18 protein-coding genes are annotated in these 18,675 nt (G+C 75.1%); 9 read left to right on the top strand and 9 right to left on the bottom strand.

Going from position 1 to position 18,675, the window contains the following annotated elements; translation table 11 throughout:
• Positions 1–93 precede the first annotated feature (93 nt).
• From MNZ27_RS12915 to MNZ27_RS12905, 3 genes are all read left to right on the top strand, one after another.
• Positions 94–723 (top strand): NADPH-dependent F420 reductase, encoded by a 630-nt coding sequence (locus MNZ27_RS12915; protein ID WP_242394489.1) that lies wholly within the window; start codon positions 94–96, stop codon positions 721–723.
• A 211-nt stretch (positions 724–934) separates the two neighbouring features.
• Positions 935–2,980 carry a hypothetical protein gene (locus MNZ27_RS12910; RefSeq protein WP_242394488.1) on the top strand — a complete coding sequence of 682 codons (2,046 nt, stop codon included), beginning with the start codon at positions 935–937 and terminating at the stop codon, positions 2,978–2,980.
• 150 nt (positions 2,981–3,130) lie between these two features.
• Positions 3,131–4,465 (top strand): DNA recombination protein RmuC, encoded by a 1,335-nt coding sequence (locus MNZ27_RS12905; protein ID WP_242394487.1) that lies wholly within the window; start codon positions 3,131–3,133, stop codon positions 4,463–4,465.
• 21 nt (positions 4,466–4,486) lie between these two features.
• Here the strand turns inward: MNZ27_RS12905 and MNZ27_RS12900 are convergent, their stop codons facing one another.
• Entirely contained in the window at positions 4,487–5,032 is a 546-nt protein-coding gene (locus tag MNZ27_RS12900) for a Fur family transcriptional regulator (protein WP_242394486.1), read from the bottom strand.
• A gap of 134 nt (positions 5,033–5,166) precedes the next feature.
• Between MNZ27_RS12900 and dacB the strand changes: the two genes are divergently transcribed.
• Positions 5,167–7,359, top strand: coding sequence for a D-alanyl-D-alanine carboxypeptidase/D-alanyl-D-alanine endopeptidase (gene dacB, locus MNZ27_RS12895; protein WP_242394485.1), 2,193 nt, complete (start codon positions 5,167–5,169; stop codon positions 7,357–7,359).
• 93 nt (positions 7,360–7,452) lie between these two features.
• Here the strand turns inward: dacB and nikR are convergent, their stop codons facing one another.
• Genes nikR through MNZ27_RS12860 form a run of 7 tightly spaced genes read right to left on the bottom strand, consistent with a single transcriptional unit; the run spans position 7,453 to position 11,213 of the window.
• Positions 7,453–7,869 (bottom strand): nickel-responsive transcriptional regulator NikR, encoded by a 417-nt coding sequence (nikR, locus tag MNZ27_RS12890; RefSeq protein ID WP_242394484.1) that lies wholly within the window; start codon positions 7,867–7,869, stop codon positions 7,453–7,455.
• 49 nt (positions 7,870–7,918) lie between these two features.
• Positions 7,919–8,701, bottom strand: coding sequence for an energy-coupling factor ABC transporter ATP-binding protein (locus tag MNZ27_RS12885; protein WP_242394483.1), 783 nt, complete (start codon positions 8,699–8,701; stop codon positions 7,919–7,921).
• Positions 8,702–9,274, bottom strand: coding sequence for a hypothetical protein (locus MNZ27_RS12880; protein WP_242394482.1), 573 nt, complete (start codon positions 9,272–9,274; stop codon positions 8,702–8,704).
• The gene (locus MNZ27_RS12875) at positions 9,255–9,893 is read right to left on the bottom strand and encodes an energy-coupling factor ABC transporter permease (protein ID WP_242394481.1); all 639 of its coding nucleotides are present in this window, start codon (positions 9,891–9,893) and stop codon (positions 9,255–9,257) included. The genes MNZ27_RS12880 and MNZ27_RS12875 overlap by 20 nt, the downstream gene beginning before the upstream one ends.
• Positions 9,894–9,895: 2 nt before the next feature.
• Positions 9,896–10,069, bottom strand: a complete 174-nt coding sequence (locus MNZ27_RS12870) for a hypothetical protein (RefSeq protein ID WP_242394480.1) — start codon at positions 10,067–10,069, stop codon at positions 9,896–9,898.
• On the bottom strand, positions 10,066–10,527 hold the full coding sequence (locus tag MNZ27_RS12865) for a hypothetical protein (protein WP_242394479.1): 462 nt from the start codon (positions 10,525–10,527) through the stop codon (positions 10,066–10,068). Before MNZ27_RS12865 ends, MNZ27_RS12870 begins: the two co-directional genes overlap by 4 nt.
• The gene (locus tag MNZ27_RS12860; protein ID WP_242394478.1) at positions 10,524–11,213 is read right to left on the bottom strand and encodes a DUF4198 domain-containing protein; all 690 of its coding nucleotides are present in this window, start codon (positions 11,211–11,213) and stop codon (positions 10,524–10,526) included. The genes MNZ27_RS12865 and MNZ27_RS12860 overlap by 4 nt, the downstream gene beginning before the upstream one ends.
• A gap of 283 nt (positions 11,214–11,496) precedes the next feature.
• Between MNZ27_RS12860 and MNZ27_RS12855 the strand changes: the two genes are divergently transcribed.
• Positions 11,497–11,985 carry a single-stranded DNA-binding protein gene (locus MNZ27_RS12855; protein ID WP_242394477.1) on the top strand — a complete coding sequence of 163 codons (489 nt, stop codon included), beginning with the start codon at positions 11,497–11,499 and terminating at the stop codon, positions 11,983–11,985.
• Between the two features lie 142 nt (positions 11,986–12,127).
• Here the strand turns inward: MNZ27_RS12855 and MNZ27_RS12850 are convergent, their stop codons facing one another.
• Positions 12,128–12,484 (bottom strand): hypothetical protein, encoded by a 357-nt coding sequence (locus MNZ27_RS12850; RefSeq protein WP_242394476.1) that lies wholly within the window; start codon positions 12,482–12,484, stop codon positions 12,128–12,130.
• Positions 12,485–12,752: 268 nt separating this feature from the next.
• Here MNZ27_RS12850 and MNZ27_RS12845 point away from each other — a divergent pair, with 268 nt between their 5' ends.
• From MNZ27_RS12845 to MNZ27_RS12830, 4 genes are all read left to right on the top strand, one after another.
• Entirely contained in the window at positions 12,753–15,725 is a 2,973-nt protein-coding gene (locus tag MNZ27_RS12845; RefSeq protein ID WP_242394475.1) for a tetratricopeptide repeat protein, read from the top strand.
• Positions 15,726–16,035: 310 nt separating this feature from the next.
• The gene (locus MNZ27_RS12840; protein ID WP_242394474.1) at positions 16,036–17,478 is read left to right on the top strand and encodes a hypothetical protein; all 1,443 of its coding nucleotides are present in this window, start codon (positions 16,036–16,038) and stop codon (positions 17,476–17,478) included.
• Positions 17,479–17,524: 46 nt separating this feature from the next.
• Positions 17,525–18,121, top strand: coding sequence for a carboxypeptidase regulatory-like domain-containing protein (locus MNZ27_RS12835; protein WP_242394473.1), 597 nt, complete (start codon positions 17,525–17,527; stop codon positions 18,119–18,121).
• Between the two features lie 13 nt (positions 18,122–18,134).
• A complete protein-coding gene (locus tag MNZ27_RS12830) occupies positions 18,135–18,668 on the top strand; it encodes a cytochrome c3 family protein (RefSeq protein ID WP_242394472.1) in 534 nt (177 codons plus the stop codon).
• Positions 18,669–18,675 lie beyond the last annotated feature (7 nt).

The raw sequence follows: 18,675 nt of genomic DNA, 5'->3' as shown, positions 1-18,675 counted from the left end.
TCCCCTCCGACGCACCCTACCGGGACCCCTCCTCACCCGCTCGCGGGAGGTGCGCGCGGATCTCTCGGACGATTAGAGTCGAAGAGGGGTTCCATGAAGATCGGGATCATCGGCGCGGGTCGCATCGGCGGCACCGTCGCCCGGCTCCTCGTCCACGCCGGGCACGACGTGGCGCTCGCGAACTCGCGGGGACCGGACTCGCTGCGCGAGCTGGTGGCGAGGCTCGGCTCGCGCGCGCACGCGGCGACGGTCGAGGACGCGGCGGCGTTCGGGGAGGTGATCTTTCTCGCCACGCCGTGGCGCTCCCCGGAGGCCCTCCCGCCGACGGCGCGCGTCGCGGGCAAGGTGGTGGTGGACGCGATGAACCCGTACTCGGCCGAGGGCCAGGTCCTCGACCTCGGGGCCACCACCTCGAGCGAGGAGACCGCCCGGCGCCTCCCGGGCGCCCGCCTCGTGAAGGCCTTCAACACGATCTACTTCGAGCACCTCGCCACGCGGGGCCGGCCCGACCTGCCGCTCGAGGAGCGCCACGCGATCTTCCTCGCCGGCGACGACCCCGCCGCGAAGCGCCTGGTCGCGACGCTCGTCGAGCAGATCGGGTTCGCGCCGGTGGACACGGGCTCGCTCCGCGAGGGCGGCCGCCGCCAGCAGCCGGGCACGCCGCTCTACAACCACCCGATGACCGGCGCCGAGGCTCGCGCCGCGCTCGCGGCCGGCGGCTGACCCGCCCGATCCGTTCGCCGGCACCGCGCGACCGACCGGGCGAAGAGGAGCCGCCACGGCGGGACGAGCAGGTCCGCTCGCTGCGCCCCGTTCGCACACCGACGAGCGCGTCGCCGGGGAGATCGTTTCGCGCCGCGGCGCGTTTTCTCCGCTGGACGCCCACACGGGGCGTCTGCTCTCCTTGCTTCCTCGTTCACCGGAGGTTCTTGCGATGACGCCGCTCGTCGTGGCCCTGCTGCTCGCCCAACCGGCGAGCGCCCCTCAGGTGACGCTGCCGCTCGCCGACTACGAGCGGCTCCGCAAACTCGAGGAGCGGCCGTCGCTCACCGTGATCGACCACCTGCGGATCGACGGCAGCTTCGCCCGGCGCGATCTCGGCCTCACGCTCTCGGGGCGTTCCGCCGGGACGCTCCCCGCGGTGGACGTGCTCTCCGGCGAGGGATTCCGCCTCCACTCCTGCGACGGGGACGCCCTCCTCTCGCGCGCCGCGTCCGGCGCGTTCGCGGTGACGCCCCTGGCGCCGCGGTTCCGGGTCCGCTGCCGGATCGCGCTCGACGGCAGCGACCGCCTCGCCGCGACCGCCACCCCGGCGGTGCTCGAGGTGGCCGCCACGGTGGAGGACGGCGAGCCGGTCCTCGCCGACGCCGGGAGCGGCGCGCGCAGCCTCTCGGTGGTGCGTCGGCTGGCGGGGGCGCGCGAGGACCTCCCGCCGTCGGTGGCGGGCCGCTACCAGGTGACGCTCCTCCCCGACGAGACGCGCTTCACCTACCTGCTCGACGTGCGGAACCCGTCCCGGACCCACCGGCGGTTCGAGATCGCGCTCCGGGAGGCCGAGCACGTCGAGGCGGTGGACGCCCCGGTGGCGTGGGACCTCGAGGGCGCGCGCTACCGCTTCGACCTGCCGCCGGGCGAGTCCACGATCCGCCTCACCGGCCGGCTCACCGGCGCGCGGTTCGCGCCGCCCGTCCCGGCGAGCGTTCAGTACCTGCTCGTCGAGAGCCACCCTCTCATCCGGGCCCAGGTCGCGGCGGCCGGCCGGCGGGTCGGCGCCGGCGAGACCGGCCTCACCGCAGCGTACCGCGGCGCGCAGGCGTTCCTCCTCGACGGCCAGGGCGAGGTGACCTGGACCGCGACCCGCCTCGAGGCGCTCGAGACCGCCGGGTTCGCGGTGAACGCCCTCTCCCAGACCTTCTTCCTCGGCGCCGACGGCAAGGCGCGCAGCGAGACCACCCTCTCGCTCGACAACCAGGGGACGCCGGCGCTCGCCCTGGGCGTCCCCGGTGAGCCGACCTTCGCGAGCGTCGGCGGCGAGCCCGCCTACCTGACCCGGAACGCGGACGGCCGGCTGTTCCTGCCGCTCGGCCCCGGCGCGCAGCAGGTGATGGTGCAGGACGTGCGGCCGTTCCGAAGCCGGCTCGGGGTGGGCGTCGCGCGCCTCGAGCTGCCGCGCACCGGCGTGCCGGCGAGCACGGCGACGGTCGAGCTGCGGTACCCCGCGGAGTGGCTCCCGGCGTACGAGGAGCTGGCGCCGTCGGTGCGCTGGCACCTCCCCGACCCCGACGAGCTCCTCGCGATCGCGCTGCTCCTCGTCGCCGCGGAGGCGCTCCTCCGGCTCGGCGCCGTCGCCCGCCGGCGCCGGCTCGCGCTCCTCGGCGCCCTCGCCCTGCTCGCGCTCCTCTCCGAGCCCGCGCGCGACCTGGCGATCGTGGCGACGCTCCTCCCGCTCGGCGCGCTCGCCCTCACGGTCGCGTGGCGGCGGCTCGCCGGCGTCCGCCGCGTCCTCGCGCTCGTCCTGGGTGGCGGCGCCGCGCTGACGGCGTTCGCAGCCGCCATCGCCGTGGTGATCTCGCTGCGCTCGTCGGACTTCGGCTCGGGCTCCTACGTCGCGAAGGATCTGGGCGAGCGGTACGAGAGCGAGGCGCCGGCGTCGCCCGCCGAGACGCGCGCGAAGGCGAAGGGCGCTCCGGGCTACGAGGGGCTCCCCGCGCGGATCGAGCTGCCCGACGGCACGCGGCAGACGTACTTCCACCGGGAGCTGCTCGCCTCGGACGCGCCGCGCCCCGTCTTCGTGGTGCTCGTCGCTGCTCGGCTCGTCGCCGCGCTCGCCACCGCCGCGACGCTCCTCCTCGCCGCGCTCGCCTTCGCGTTCCGCGGGGAGCTCGCCGCCGGGGCCCGCACCTTCGCGGCGCGGTTCCGGGAGCGGCCGCCCGCCCCGGAGGCGGCGGCCGCGCCGCCGGCCGCGGGCGACCCCGCATGATGGCGACGCCCGCTCGCCTTGCTGCGACGCAACCGGCTGGCGCCATGACGCTCCATCCCCGGACGCTCGCCCCGCGCGCGCCGGCCATGTCCGGGCGGCGGTGTACGGTGAACGGTCCCGCCGGCCCGCCGGGCCGGGGAGGGCTCGCCCATGGCCGACCTGCCGATGCTCGTGTCGTCGATCGCGGTGCTCGCGGGAGCGGCCGCGCTCCTGCTCCTCCTGCCCGCGCGCGTGGCGGCCGCCCTCCGGGCCCGCCTCGAGGAGCGGCTCGACGGCCTGGGGCGCGCCCAGGAGCGGCAGGAGCGCGCCCTGCGCGAGGAGATCGCGAGGAACCGCGGCGAGACGTCGGCGACCGCGCACCAGCTCCGGGAGGAGGTCCGCCGGACGCTCACCGACCTCGCGGCGCTCCAGAAGGGGCAGCTCGAGGGGTTCGCCGCGCAGCTCGCGCGCCTGACCGGCGCGGTCGAGCAGCGGCTCGAGGCGCTGCGCGCCACGGTGGACGGGCGCCTCCGGGCGGTGCAGGAGGAGAACGCGGCGCGCCTCGAGCAGGTGCGCCTCACCGTGGACGAGAAGCTCCAGGGCACCCTCGAGAAGCGGCTCGGCGACTCGTTCCGGCTCGTCGGCGAGCGGCTCGAGGCGGTCCAGCGCGGCCTCGGCGAGATGCAGGCGCTCGCGAACGGGGTCGGCGACCTGAAGCGCGTCCTCGCGAACGTGAAGCTCCGCGGGACCTGGGGCGAGGTGCAGCTCGGGAGCCTCCTCGAGCAGCTCCTCGCGCCCGAGCAGCTCGCGACGAACGTCGCGACGCGGCCGGGCACCGGGGAGCGCGTCGAGTTCGCGATCCGGCTCCCGGGGCACGACGCGGACGGCGCCGAGGTCCTGCTCCCCATCGACGCCAAGTTCCCGATCGAGGACTACCAGCGGCTGGTGGACGCGGCCGAGCGCGGCGACGGCGCGGCGGTCGAGGAGGCGAGCCGCGCCCTCGAGCAGCGCGTCAAGGGGTGCGCCCGCGACGTCCACGACAAGTACCTGAACCCGCCGGCGACCACGGACTTCGCGATCCTGTTCCTGCCGACCGAGGGGCTCTACGCGGAGGTGGTGCGGCGGGCGGGGCTCACGGACCTGCTGCAGCGCGAGTACAAGGTGGTCGCCGCCGGCCCGACCACGCTCGCCGCGCTGCTCAACAGCCTGCAGATGGGCTTCCGCACCCTCGCGATCCAGAAGCGCTCGAGCGAGGTGTGGCAGGTGCTCGGCGCGGTGAAGACCGAGTTCGGCAAGTTCGGCCAGGTCCTCGAGAAGGTGGACCGCAAGCTCCAGGAGGCGTCCACCACGCTCGAGACGGTCGCCACCCGGAGCCGGGCGATCCAGCGCAAGCTCCGGACGGTGCAGGAGCTCCCCACCCCCGACGCGGACGCGCTCCTCGCCACCCCGGGCGCGGAGCCCGTCGGGCCGCGCGCGGACCCGATAGAGGAGGACGCGCCGGCGTAGTCGGCGTCGAGCGAAGGTGGTCTACGCCGCCTCGGAGCCGTTCGACTTCGAGCCGCTCGCGGGGGCGGCGCCGCCGGAGCTCGCCGCCTCCTTCGCGAGGCAGTCGGGGCAGGAGCCCACCAGCTCGTGGTGGTGCGTGCGGAGGCGGAACCCGTAGCGGGTCGCGACCTCCTTCTCGAGGATCTCGAAGGCCTCGAACTCGAACTCGACCACCTTGCCGCAGCCGAGGCAGAGCAGGTGGTCGTGGTGCTGCTTCCCGAAGGTGGTCTCGTAGCTCTTCGACTCGCCGGCGACGATGGCGGGCTGCAGGATGCCGGCCTCCGCGAGGAGCGGGAGCGTCCGGTAGACCGTCGCCTTCGAGCCGCGGATCCCGCGCTGCTTCAGGTCGGCGATGAGCTCCTCGATGGGATAGTGCCCCTGGCGGGCGAGGGCGGCCTCCACGATCGCGGCGCGCGCCTCCGTGAGCCGGAGCTCCTTCTGATGGAGGAACCGCTCGAACCGCTCCAGCGCTTGATGCGTGCGCTCGTCCCGCTCCGGCGCGCGGTCGTCGGTGCGACCCGTTCTCACAGTGGCACACCCTATCGGCACGCCGGCGAGCGTGTCAACGCCTGTCAGAAATAGCCACGGCACCCTGTCCGGTTCTCCGGGGGACGCCTCCCCGCGCCCTGTCCACCCGCCCGGCCATCCGGTAAAGGAACCGTGTGAATTCGCCCGCTCGCCGCGCCCCCTCCCTGGCGGCCATCCTCCCGCTCCTCCTCCTGCCCCTCGCCCCCTCCCTCTCCCGCGCCGCCGACCCGGCGCCGGGCGGGCTGGACGGCGCGCTCCGCGCGATCGTCGAGGGGACGACGCTCGGCGGCGCGCGGACCGGGATCCTGGTCGCGGACGCCGCCAGCGGGAAGGTGCTCTACGCGCGCGACGCGGACGTCCTCCTGAACCCCGCGTCGAACGTGAAGCTCTTCACGAGCGCCGCCGCGCTCGCGCGCCTGGGGCCGGAGTACCGCTTCGCGACCGAGTTCCTGGTGGACCCGGGCGGCGTCGCTGGACGGACGGTGAAGACGCTCTACGTCCGCGGCAAGGGCGACCCGACCCTCGTGAACGAGCGGCTCTGGGGGATCGCCGGCGAGCTGAGGCACCTCGGCATCGACCGGATCGGCGCGCTCGTCGTGGACGACTCGTTCTTCGACGCCGCGCAGATCGGCCCCGGGTTCGACCAGGAGGGGGGCGATCGCGCCTACCTCGCCCCGACCGGCGCGCTCTCCCTCGACTTCAACACCGTCACGGTGCTCGCCGGCCCGGGCGATCGCGTGGGCGCCCGCGGGCGGATCGAGCTCGAGCCCGCGACCGACCTGTTCGTGGTCGAGAACCGCACCACCACCGTCAAGCCGAAGGGGCGCCGGCGCGTCACGATCTCCTCCGAGCTCGTGAACGGCCGGCAGCGGATCGTGATCGAGGGGCGCCTCCCCCTGGGGAGCCGGCCGCAGGCCGCGCGCCGGAAGATCGACGCGCCGGCGCTCTACTTCGGGAGCGCCCTCGAGGGGCTCCTCGCGCTGCGCGGCGTGAAGGTCGGGGACGTCCGCGCCGGCGTGGCCCCACCGGCCGCGCGCCTCGTGTACGTCGCGCAGTCGGAGTCGCTCGCCGAGATCGTCCGCCGGCTCAACAAGACCTCGAACAACTTCATCGCCGAGCAGATCCTCGAGACGCTCGGCGCCGAGGCGAAGGGGGCGCCGGGGAGCTGGGCCAAGGGGGTCGCCGCCGTCGGGGACTTCCTCGAGGGCGCCGGGATCCCGCGCGGCTCCTACGTGATGCAGAACGGCTCGGGGCTGAACGACACGAACCGGTTCAGCGCGCGCCAGGTGGTGACGCTCCTCCGCCACGTGTACGCGCGCTTCCCGCTCCAGGCCGAGTACCTCTCCTCGCTCCCGATCGCGGGGCGGGACGGGACGATCCGCTGGCGCATGGAGGGGACGGAGGCGGCCGGCCGCCTCCGCGCGAAGACGGGCACCCTCGAGAACGTGACCAGCCTGTCCGGCTACGTCGAGAACGCGGCGCACCAGGTCCTCGCCTTCTCGATCCTGGTGAACGACTACCCGGGCCGGCACGCGCAGGTGGTCCGCGCGGTGGACGCGCTGGGCGGCGCCATGGCGGCGAGCGGCGGCGCGCCGGGCGCCGGCGCGATCGCGGCGGCGGTGGCCCTCGCGAAGGCGCCCGAGTCGGCCCGGACGCCGGTGACGCCGGCGGCGCTCGCGCAGGCGGTCGGGACTTATTACGCGCTCGGCCGGGCCGCGGATCCGCGGAACGTGGCGGCGCTGAGCGACGCGCTCCGGGCCCAGACCGACCCCGCCCTGCGCCTCGCGATCGCGGAGTCCATGTACCTCTCCGACCCCGGCAGCGAGACGGCGCGCCACGGCTTCCTCGAGGCGATCTCCGCCGATCCCCAGGTGATGGGCCGGCTCTGGTTCGCGGCGGCGGGCGGGACGACGCCGGTGCTGCCCTCGCTCGGCGACGTGGCCGCCGAGGGCGCGCCCGACGCCCTGGCGAAGCTGGTCGAGCTCGCGCCCGCGGCGGCGCTCGACGGCAGGCTCGCGGCCGCGATCGCCGACACCCTCGCCGAGGTCGCGGCGAGCGCGCCCAGCGAGCTGGTCGACGCGCTGCGCGCGGCGCCGCCCGCGACGGCCGACGCCGCGCTCGGCGCGCTCGGGACCGGGCTCGCCCGCTCCGACGAGGCGGATCACCCGTTCCCGGCGGCGCTCCGGGCCCTCGGCGCGAAGAAGGACGCCCTCGGCGCCTTCGCGCGGGGCCTCCTCCCCCGGCTCGAGCAGGCGACCCGCGCCGCCGCCGCGGTGCAGACCGCGCCGACGCTCGTGCCCGCATCGACGGCCGCGCCGGCGCGGTAGCGGGCGCGGGCGGTCCTCCTCGCGCAGGGAGGGGCCGCTCCGCGCAGGCTGGCAGCGTGTGCCGCGGCAGCTCGCTGCGCGGGCCCTTCGCCGTCAGAAATCCTGCCCCGTCGTCGCCGGCACGAGCTTCCCGTACTTCACGCCCTTCGTGGAGACGAGCCCCTCGCCCATGCCGATGACGTCCTTCCCGCGGCCGCGGAGGACGAGCACCTCGAGGCAGTTGTGCGGGTCCAGGTGGACGTGGAGGGCCGAGACCACGGCCTTGTGGTTCTCGTGCTGGATATGGGCGAGCTTCTGGGCGAGGCTCGAGGAGTCGTGATCGTAGACCAGGGTCACGACCGCGACCCGCTCCTCCCGGCCGTCGGACTCCGACCAGGAGCGCTGGACGAGCGCGTCACGGATGAGGTCGCGGATCGCCTCGGAGCGGTTCACGTAGCCCTTCTCGGCGATGAGCCGGTCGAACTTCCCGAGCAGCTCGTCCTCGAGCGACACCCCGATGCGTTCCAGCATGCGTCCTCCGTGACCGGCGACGCTAGCCGACGCCGGCCACCCCGACAACCTACTCGAGATCGTGGACGTGGTAGTGGGCGTGCGCCGTCGCGCCGTGGCGGTGGCCGTGGCGGTGCGAGAGCCCGGTCTCGGCGAGCAGCCGCTCGTCCCCGAGGAGATCGGCGGTCGGGCCGTCGAAGCAGACGCCGGGGCGGCCGGGGGCGAGGAGGATCGCGCGTGCGCCGAGCTCCTCCGCGATCGAGAGGTTGTGCGTCGAGGAGATGACGGTCGCGCCCGGGAGCGCGCCGAGGAAGTCGACGAGGCGGGCCGCCGAGGCGGGGTCGAGGTTCGCGGTCGCCTCGTCCAGGAGGAGCACCTTCGGCTCGATCGCCATGAGCGCCGCGAGCGCGACGCGCTTCTTCTCGCCGCCCGAGAGCTCGAAGGGCGGGCGATCGAGGAACCCCTCGACCTCGAAGGCGCTCGCCCAGCGCGCGACGCGCGCGTCCACGTCGGCGAGCCCGAGCTGCCGCGGGCCGAAGGCGATCTCGTCCGCGACGGTCGGGTTGAAGAGCATCGCGTCCACGTTCTGGAAGAGGAGCGCCACCTCGGCGCGGAACCGCAGGCGGAACGCCGCGTCGTCGAGCGCGGCGGGCGTGACCGGGGCACCGCCGTACCGGATGGCGCCCGCGCCCGGGGCGACCAGGCCGTCCAGGGCCTTGAGGAGGGTGGTCTTCCCGCACCCGTTCACGCCGAGGAGCACGACCCGCTCGCCCGGGCGGACCGAGAACGAGACGTCGGAGAGGACGGTCCGACCGCCCAGCTCGAGCCCGAGTCCAGCGACCTCGAACGGCATCTAGAAGCCTCGCGAGCGCATCGCGTCCGAGATCTCTCGCGCGTTGCGGGTGGAGAGGGTGACCATCGCCGCCGTCACGCCGCCGGCGCCGCGCAGGACGTCGCGCGGGCCGGGCTTGCGCACCAGCCGGCTCCGGAGCGCCTGCAGCGAGTCGGTGGCGAGGAGCCGCAGCGCGTGGATCTGCGCCAGCGTGACGACCAGGAGGCGCGACAGCGTGGGCCAGGGCTCGCACGCGCGGAGCAGGTTCACGCGGTCGAGCACGGCGAAGGTGAGGAACGCGATCACCGCGGTGCGCAGGGCGAGCGCGACGAACGGCTCCACGTCGGGGCGGGTCCGCTGGACGGCCCACAGGAAGAGCCACGACACGGCCGAGAGGCCGACCGAGATCGGCACGGCCGACCGCGCGGCCCGCCGGACATTTCGAACGAGGCCGCGGTGGAAGACCAGGAGGGACACCGCGGCCGCGGCGCCGAGCGCGCGGAGGTCCGCGAGCGCCGAGACGCCGAAGACCGCGGCGAGCCAGCCGAGGACGAGCGCGCGGCTGGCGCGCGGGTCAGTCCAGCGTGACGCCACGGAGGTTCGCCTTCCGGAGGAGGGAGAGCGCGAAGACGGTGTAGGCGCCCTCGGCGAGGCCGGCGGCGGTCAGGCTCGGGACCAGCATCGCCGGGAGCACCACCGCCACGGGCAGCGGGAAGTAGCGGGGCGAGAGGGCGTGCTGCAGGCCCAACGCGCCCGCGACGGCGAGCGTCGCGACCTGGATGGACGCGTACGCCGCCACGAACACCGCGACCTTCCCGTTCACGCGGTGGAGCGCCTTCCAGGCGAGCCAGCCGGCGAGCGGGCCGAGGAGCCCCATCGCGAGCGCGTTCACGCCGAGCACGGTGACGCCCCCTGCGCCGAAGAACAGCGCCTGGACGAGCAACACGAGCGACTCGCACACGAACGCGACGAGCGGGTGGTAGAGCAGCGCGAGCAGCGTCACGCCGACGAGGTGCGTCGAGGTCCCCCCGGGCACCGGGATCATGATCGTCTGGATCACGAACGCGAGCGCGGTGAGCGTCCCGATCACCGGGAGGGACTCCACCGCGGCCCGGCCGAAGTGCCGCCGCGCCGCCCACGCCCAGAGCGGCGCCCACACCGCGTAGGCGGGGATCGTGATCTGCGGCGAGAGGAAGCCGTCCGGGACGTGCATGGCTAGAGCCGGGTCGAGTAGCTGAAGGTGAAGGCGGCGCGGAACCTCTCGAGCCCCTCCGAGCCCTGCTGCTCGGCCTGCTCGACGCCCACGGCGGCGACGCCGTGGTGGGCGCGGGCGGGGCGGGCGACCGCCAGCGCCGCCAGGCCGAGGGCGGTCGAGAGCGACCTCCTCACGGGCGCGTCCCCTTGCGGCGATACACGGCGACGAGGCCCCCGAAGACGGCGGCGATCGCGGCGAGGCCGACGAGCGGGCGAAGGACGAAGGCGGTGGTGAAGGCCGGCGCCGACCTCCCCTGCGCCGGGGGCGCGGCGAGGGCCGCGTCCGCGTCCACCTCCAGGTCGAGGCCGTGGCCGGTCTGGTCCACGACCTTCACCCGCCACTTCCCGGGGACGTCCGGGACGAACGACAGCCAGCCGCTCCGGTCGGTCCTGCCTTTCTGGTAGGGGATCTTCGGATCGGCGGGCGAGTAGAGCTCGTACTGGGCGTAGGCGAGCACCTCGCCGTCCGCGAAGTAGGCCCTCAAGGAGATCGCGCGGTCCCGCTCGAGCTCGTGCAGGACCTCGTGCGCGCCCGCGGCGACGGGCGCGAGGACGGCGATGGCGGCGGCGAGCAGCGCTCCGGCGCGGGTCACTTCGCGACCTCGAACGTGAGGCTCGCCTCGAGCACCTCGGCGTCGGCCTCGGGCGTGGCGCGGGTGCGGCGGATCGAGGTCGAGATCGACTCGACGCCCGCCCTCCGGACCCGGAGGCGGATCTCGCCCTTCGAGTCCGTGTCGCCGATGAGCCGGTGGCCGATCGCGACCACGGCGTCCGGGACCGGCCGGCCGGCCGAGAGCACCCGCAGCGTGATCTTGTCGCCCGCGCGCGCCCTGCCGAGCTCGGTCACGGGCACCAGCTCGAGCTCGTCGCCGAGCACGGCGCCGGCGCGCGGGCTCTTCGCGTCCACCCACTTCGCGTACTGGCGCGACGCCCAGGACCTGACGACGCTCTGGGCCTGGTTCTTCGGGAGGTTCACCTCCCCATCGGGCGTCAGGGACCAGTAGCCGCCGTCGTGGAAGACGGAGACGGCGGCGCAGGACGCCGCGACCCGGACCTCCCGCGGGGCGAACCGGGCGGCCTGGAGGACGTCCCTCTGCGCGCCACCGGCGTCGAGGCAGCGGATCGCCTTCACCTTCGCGGCGTCGACCGTGAGCGCCTCGGCGCCGCGGTGGCCGGAGCGGACGAGGAAGCCTCCCGGCGTGCGCTCGACCCAGAGATCGTGCGCGGTCGCCAGGGCGGGGGCGGCCACCAGGGCCGCGACGGCGAGGATCTTGTTCATCTCTTTCCTCAGGAGGTTACGCCGCCCGTAGCACGCAGATGGGAAATCGTAAGACGGGCGGGCGCAGCCTAGCGTGCCGTAGCACGATGGCGCAAGTCGTATGCCGGGCCGCGGCGAGCGACCACCGCGGCGCCGACCTGGCGCTCGCTCGCCGGCTTCCGGACCGCCATCGAGACCGCCCTTGCGCCGTTGTCGATGTCAGACCCCGCTGCTACGGTCCCGCATCACAACGAAGCCTGCGAGCACGCAGGCCACGCCAAGCAGGCGCAAGGAGACGATCGCCATGGTGAACAAGGTCATCCTCGTCGGCAATCTCGGGAAGGATCCCGAGGTCCGGTACACCTCCGGCGGGCAGGCGGTCGCGAACCTCCGCATCGCCACCTCCCGCTCCTGGACCGACAAGCAGTCCGGCCAGCGCAAGGAGGAGACGGAGTGGCATGACGTCGAGGTCTGGGGGAAGCAGGCCGAGCAGTGCGGCGAGTACCTCGCCAAGGGCCGCCAGGTCTACGTCGAGGGGCGCCTCAAGACCGACAAGTGGCAGGACAAGCAGTCCGGCCAGGAGCGCTCGAAGGTGAAGATCGTCGCCGAGGCGGTGCGGTTCCTCGGCGGCGGCGCCGGGCGCGGCGCGGGCCCGGCCCGCTCGCGTGGTCCGGAGGAGGGTCCTCCCGGCGGCTTCGAGGAGCCGGACATGGGGCCCGGCCCCGGCGGCCCCGGCCCCGGCGGCTCCAGCGGCGGCAGCTCCAGCGGCGGGCCGGACGACATCCCGTTCTAGGCTTCAGGATCAGCTTCAGGTGGGCGGGCGCCGCGACTGCGCCGCTCGCACGCCGTTTCGAGGCGCGGACCGAGAGGTCCGCGCCTTTTTAATGCGCCTGAAGCGGGCGCGGTTGCGCTGGTGACCAGGCCCATGGCGCGGGTCAGCGCTCGCTGGCATCCCCCTGCTCCAGGGAGCGCGGCCGCGCATCGCGAAGCCGCGCGCCGAGCACGCCGACATCGATCCCGGCGGCGCGGAGTCGCTGCGTCGCGCGGGGGCTCAGGATTGCGAAGACGATCAGCGGCAGCGGAAACTGGATCAGGGCGATGACCGCCCACAGGACCGGCGCGGGCTCTCGCAGCGCCCGTGCGAGCCAGTACAGCGCGGCGGCGATCGCGACCTGAACCACGACGGCGGCCACCGCCACGAGCCGGAACCCGTCGGCGTTCCCGCCCTCCTCGAGCAGGAGATGCAGCACGAGGAGGAGCGGCACCCCGATCGCGATCCCGAGGATCGCCACGATCTGCGCGTCGGCGAGCGACTTCAGCGGAGAGCCCGCCGGCCATGTCATCGAAAGTCTCTCCGGCGCGTCGGCGCGGTCGGGCGCGAGCCGATGATGACATCAAGTGAAACAGGCGGGCAACGCGACCGTCCGCGTCGCATCGTGTATGCGGAGCGGCGCAGCCACACGCACCGACATCCGCGCCTCGCGCATTCGTCGCCCCTCCGGTCGCGGATGGGCCTCGCGTGATACGCTTCGTCTCCTCACCGTCGGTCGATCCGCGCGAATGTCCTCCATCCTCGAGAAGTACGAGCAGATCCTCGCAGCAGACCCCAGGTCCCGCATCTTCGTGGAGCTCGCGAAGGCGCTCGTCGAGCGCGGCGAGGCGGCGCGTGCCATCGAGGTGTGCCGCCAGGGGCTCGAGCACCACCCGACCTCGATCCTGGGCCGGGTGGTCTGGGGGCGCGCGCTCCTCGAGTCCGCGGACACGAAGGGGGCGATGGATCAGTTCGAGATCGCTATCGCCCTCGATCCGGCGAGCCCCTACCCCTACAACCTCATCGCCGAGGCGCTCCTCGGGAAGGGGCTCTACCGCGAGGCGCTCCCGGTCGCCACCCGCGCCGTCGAGCTCCAGCCCGCCGACCCCCGGGCGAAGCGCTGGCTCGAGGACGCCCGGAGCAAGGTCCAGGAGGAGGACGGGGCCGCGGGCGGCCCGGCGGCCACCGCGGATGGTGGTGGAGAGCCGACCGCCGCGGGCGACGATGCTCCTGCGAATGCGGCTGCGAACGGCGACGCCGAGGCTGCCGCAGGCGCGGCCGAGGCGGACGCGACCGCGGGGAGCAGCACCGTCGCGGGCGAGACCGCCGCGGGCGATGCCGACGCGACCGCCGGTGCAGCCGGTCCAGCCGGGGAGACCGGCGGCAACGGCGAGCCTTCCGGTGACGCCGGCGCGTCGGAGCGACCCGCCCCGGAGCGGATGATCGCGGCGAACGGCGAGGCCGCAGAGGATCCTGCGGAGCACACCGCGACGTTCGCGCTCCCCGGCGCCACCGCGAACGGGGACGCGAGCGCGGCCGATAGCGCGAACACGACCGAGGTCGCGAGCACGAGCGGGGACGCCCAGCCGGGCGAGGACGAGACGAGCGGGGCCGCGGACGCCAGCGCAGGTCCGCCGGCCATTCCGATCCGCCCGCCTCCGCTCCGCGGCGCCGCCGCGCCGCCGCTGCCGGACGGGTCGCTGCTGGCGATGATCCCGGGCTCGAGCGGCGCTCCCGGCCCGCGACCCAGGTCCGGGGCGGCGCTCGCGGTGGCGACCGCCGCCGACGCCGACGCCGCGGCGGAGGCCGACCGGATCGCCGCCCAGTACGAGCAGGAGATCCGGGCCCGGCTGGCCGACGCTCCCGAGCCGCCGGTCCCTTCGCTCCGGCGCCACCGGAAGCTCGTCCTCGCCGCGGCCGCCCTCCTCGCGATCGGCGGGGCGGTCGCCGTCTACCTCCTGGTGGACGGGCGGCGCGCCTCGGACCTCGCGACGAACGCGGCGTCGAAGGCGCGCGCCGGCATCGCCCGCGACACCCGCGGCTCGCTCACCGACGCCGCGGCCCTGCTCGCCGAGGCGCGCCGCCGCGCGCCGCGCTCGCCCGAGCTGCTCTCCCTCGCCGCGCAGGCGAACGCCCTCCTCGCCGTCGATCACGGCGTCGCGTCGGCGCGCGCCGCCGCCGAGCTGGCCGGGCGCGACGACGCCGGCGACGGGGCCCTCGCCGCGCGCTGGCTGCTCGCCGAGACGCCCGAGGCGCGCCGCGAGGCCGCCGACGCGATCCTGGCGGCGCCGCCCTCCTCCGAGCCCCTCGTCGAGGCCCTCGCCGGACGGATCCTGCTCGAGCGCGGCGAGGTCGAGGCGGGCCGGGGCCGGCTCGCGATCGCCGCGCGGGTGAACGAGGCCGGCGCCCGCGACGAGGACGGGTGGCCCCCGCTGCTCCGCGCCGTCGCCGCGCTCGGCGACCTCGCCCTCGCCGGCGGCGACGCCGAGCAGGCGCTGGCGCTCCAGCGCGCCGCGCTCGCCGCGCAGCCGACCCACCCCGGCGCCGTGGTCGGCGCCGCGGAGGCCCGGCTCGCCCTCGGCCGGGAGCTCGACGTCTCGCGCAAGGAGCTGGCCGCGGTGGACGCCGACCCGGCGAGCGCGCCGCCCGCCGACCTGCGGCTCCGGTACGAGCTCGTCACCGCCCGCGTGCTCGCCGCGAGCGGCGACCCCGGGAAGGCGGCCGAGCGGCTCGCCCGCGTGGCCCGGGAGCGCGGCGAGACCGCGCCGCTGGCCGAGGCGCTCGCCGAGGTCCACCTCGCCGCGCGCGCGTGGGAGCGCGCGGAGGACGCGGCGGCCCGGGCCGTCACGCTCGCGCCGAAGGACGCCGGCGCCCACGTGCTCCTCGCCCGCGCGCGCATCGGCCGCGGCCGCTTCGCCGAGGCGCTCGCGGCCACCGACGGGCTCGACGGCCGCGCGGTCCGGCTCCAGCGCGCCATCGCCCGGTACCGGCTCGGCCAGCTCGCGCAGGCCCGGGCCGAGCTCGAGCGCACCACGCGTGACGGTCGGATGCCGGCCGAGGCGGCGGTCTGGTACGCGATCGTGGACCTCGCCCAGGGGCGCGCGGACCGCGCCCTCGCGCTCCTCGAGAAGCTCACCTCCGGGAAGACGCCGCCCCCCGGCGCGCACGTCGCCCTCGGCCGGGCGCTCGAGGCGCAGGGCCGCCCCGCCGACGCGGAGAAGGCCTACCGCGCCGCGCTCGAGCGCGATCCCACCGCGCCGGACGCGAACGCCGCGCTCGGCGCGCTCCTCCTCGCCCGCGGCGACGCGGCGGGCGCGCTGCCGCTGCTCGAGGGGGCCGCGGCCGCGGACCCGTCCGACCTGGACGCCCGGCGCGCGCTCGGGGCGGCACGGCTCGCCGCCAAGGCCCCGGCCGCCGCCCGCGCCGACCTCGACGTGGTGCTGCTCGCGCGCCCCGCCGACTCCGAGGCGCTGCGGCTCCTCTCCGCGGCCTGGCTCGCGGAGGGCCAGCCCGCCGAGGCGCTCCGCGCCGCGAACAGGGGGATCGCCGCCGCCTCGCGCGATCCGCGGCTCCTCCTCGCCGGCGCCCGCGCGGCCCTCGCCGCCGGGGACCGCCCCCAGGCGAGGTCGCTCGCGGAGCGCGCGGTGAAGGCCGGCGCCCAGGCCGCCGACGCGGCCGAGGCCCGCAAGATCGCCGCCGAGGCGAACCAGCGGAAGGGATAGCCGCCCCCGCGCGCGGGCGACGTCCGCCGCCGGAGTCGAGGCGAACCTCGATGACCGGTAGCCGCTCTCGCGCGCGGGTGCCTCGCGCGTCCGGCGGGCTCCGCCACTCGCCCCTTTCGCGCCCAACCGGGCATCGTGACGCAGCTCCGCGGGGGCCCCGACCGACGGGTGTCCCCCACGAACCGGTTGCCTGACAGTGCGCGCGCGAGGACGGTGCTGTCCGCGTTCTCCTGCTGCAAGGCGGCCACGGCGCGTCGAAGGCGAGGCCTCCAGCTCGCCCGACGCCGCCCCCCGCCGGAAAGGGATGGACATGAGGCCCAGGGCAGCCCTCTCGCTCCACCTCGCGCTCGTCGCCTCCACGCTCGCGGCGCTCGCCGCGCCCGCGCCGGCGTCTGCCATCCCCGCGTTCGCGCGCAAGTACGGCACGAGCTGCCTCACGTGCCACAGCGTGTATCCGCGCCTCGTCCCGTTCGGCGAGGCGTTCCGCCGGAACGGCTACCGGTTCCCGGGCGTGGACTCCGACTACGTGAAGCAGGAGACCGTCGCGCTCGGCCAGGAGGCGAACAAGAAGACGTTCCCGAACTCCGTCTGGCCCGCCACGATCCCCATCTCGATCCCGCTCGCGTTCGGCGCGAACGGCCAGGCCTTCATCTACCCCGACCAGAGCGCGAGCGTGTCGCGCGCCAACAACGGCACCCAGTACGTCCTCGACGACCTGGTGAAGGAGGGGCACATCTGGGCCGGCGCGGCGCTCGACGACTCGGTCACGCTCTGGGGAGAGCTGACGTTCGGCGGCGGCGAGGCCGACGTGGAGCACGCGCAGGTCCTGGTGAACGACCTCGCGGGCCCGAAGCACCTGCTCAACGTGTACGTCGGCCGCGGGTTCCCGACCCTCGGCAGCTTCGGCCCGCACTCGTCGTACCTCGGCGACCTCCGGATGACGACCGTCCCCCTCACCGGGATCTACGGCCTGTCCACCGACCCGTTCACGCTCGTGGACAGCTTCAACGGCGTCGAGGCGACGGGCGTGCTGCTGGGGCGCCTGGACTGGTCGGCGGGCGTCACCGCCGGGAAGAACGTCTCCTCGATCAAGTTCAACAGCGAGAACTGGTACGCGCACGTCGGCGCCAAGCTCGGCGGGATGAGCCTCGACGGCGAGGGCTCGCAGGGGCCGAAGGACGCGCTGCGCCCGTGGGCGGAGGACGCGGTGACGTTCGACGCGTTCGTGCTCCACTCGCGCGAGGCCTTCCCGACGCCGGGCGTCGCCACGGCCCCGCCGCCGCTGGGCGACACCTCCCTCGCCATCGGCGGCGCGATCCGGGGCCAGCTCGGCTCGCTCGAGCTCGACGTCGGCGGCTACAACCAGAAGCACGACCGCGGCACCGCCGGCCTGGCGTCGGTCTCCGCGGACGTCGAGTGGGCGGAGCTGTCCTACGTCGTGTTCCCGTGGCTCGTGCCGGCGGTCCGGGTCGAGCGGATCGGGCTGCGCCCGTCCGACGGTCCCCACGTGGACGCCCTCCACGTGATGCCCGGGATCGCGTTCCTGCTGCGCGCCAACGTGAAGGCGGTGCTGGTCGCCAACATCGAGACGACGAACGGGTTCCCCGGCGACTCCACCGGCGCCCCCCTCGGGTGGATGGGCGGGAACGCCGACTGGGGCGGGTTCGCCATCGCGCCGAGGGACACCAGCACGACCACGAGCCCCCGGACCGAGATCCAGTCGCTGGCCCTGTTCCTCGCCTGGGCCATCTGACGATGACGCCATCGCGATCGTGAGCACCTTCATGCAGGAGCACGCCATGACCCCTCGCGCCCATGTCGTCGGCCGTCTCGTCGCCCTCCTCGCGCCCGCGCTGGGCGCCCTCCCCGCCCTCGCCCAGACCGGGAGCATCACCGGCAAGGTGGAGGCCACGCCCGCGAAGTACCTGGCCGAGACCGTGGTGTACGTGAAGCACGCCCCGGGGACGTTCCCGCCGAAGACGGAGTCGATGGATCAGCGAGCCCTCACCTTCATCCCGCACGTCCTCGTGATCACGAAGGGGGACACGGTGAGGTTCCTGAACCACGACACCGTGGCGCACAACGTCTACTCGCCGGACGGCGAGGCGTACAACCTCGGCACCTTCAAGCCGAACGAGGAGCGGACGCACAAGTTCGAGAAGGAGGGCGCGTACTCGCAGCTCTGCAGCATCCACCCCGAGATGCTCGGCTACATCTACGTGAACCAGAACCCGTACGCCGCCGCCGTGGACGCGAAGGGGCGCTACACGATCAAGAACGTCCCGCCGGGCAGCTACCAGCTCGTGGTGTGGAACCCGAAGCTGAAGGCGCCGGAGAAGCCCATCACCGTCACGGCGGGCAAGGCGGCCGAGGCGAACTTCGCGATCAAGCGGTGAGGCGCGGCGGGTCATGCGCGCCGCCCGACGCATGGCCGCGCTCGTCGCCTCCGGCGCCGCGGTCGCGCTGCTCTGCGCGGCGACCCCCGCGCCGCCGGCGCAGCCCGTCCCGTTCAGCCACCGCGTCCACGCCGGGGACGCGCGGATCGGCTGCACCTCCTGCCACGTGTACGCGGAGCGTGGGCCCGTCGCCGGCGTGCCCTCGATGGCGCGCTGCCAGGGCTGCCACAAGTTCGTGAAGGAGGACCCGGCGCACCCGCAGCTCGACGCGCAGCTCAAGGCGTTCGCGAAGGTCCTCGAGGACGGGAAGCCGGTCGAGTGGGTCCGCGTGACGCGGGTGCCGGACCACGTCTTCTTCACGCACGAGCGGCACGTGCTCGCGGGCGTCCGGTGCCAGGAGTGCCACGGCGAGGTGGAGAAGGTGGACGCGGTGCGGGCGGTGGCGCCCCTCACGATGGGCTGGTGCCTCGCGTGCCACCACCGCAAGCAGCGGGAGAAGCCCGAGGCCCGCGCCAAGCTCACGGAGTGCGTCACCTGCCACAAGTGAGGGGCGG

The sequence above is a fragment of the Anaeromyxobacter oryzisoli genome, from assembly GCF_022690765.1.
Classification (GTDB): Bacteria; Myxococcota; Myxococcia; order Myxococcales; family Anaeromyxobacteraceae; genus Anaeromyxobacter; species Anaeromyxobacter oryzisoli.
This window is presented reverse-complemented; position numbering and strand designations above follow the sequence as displayed.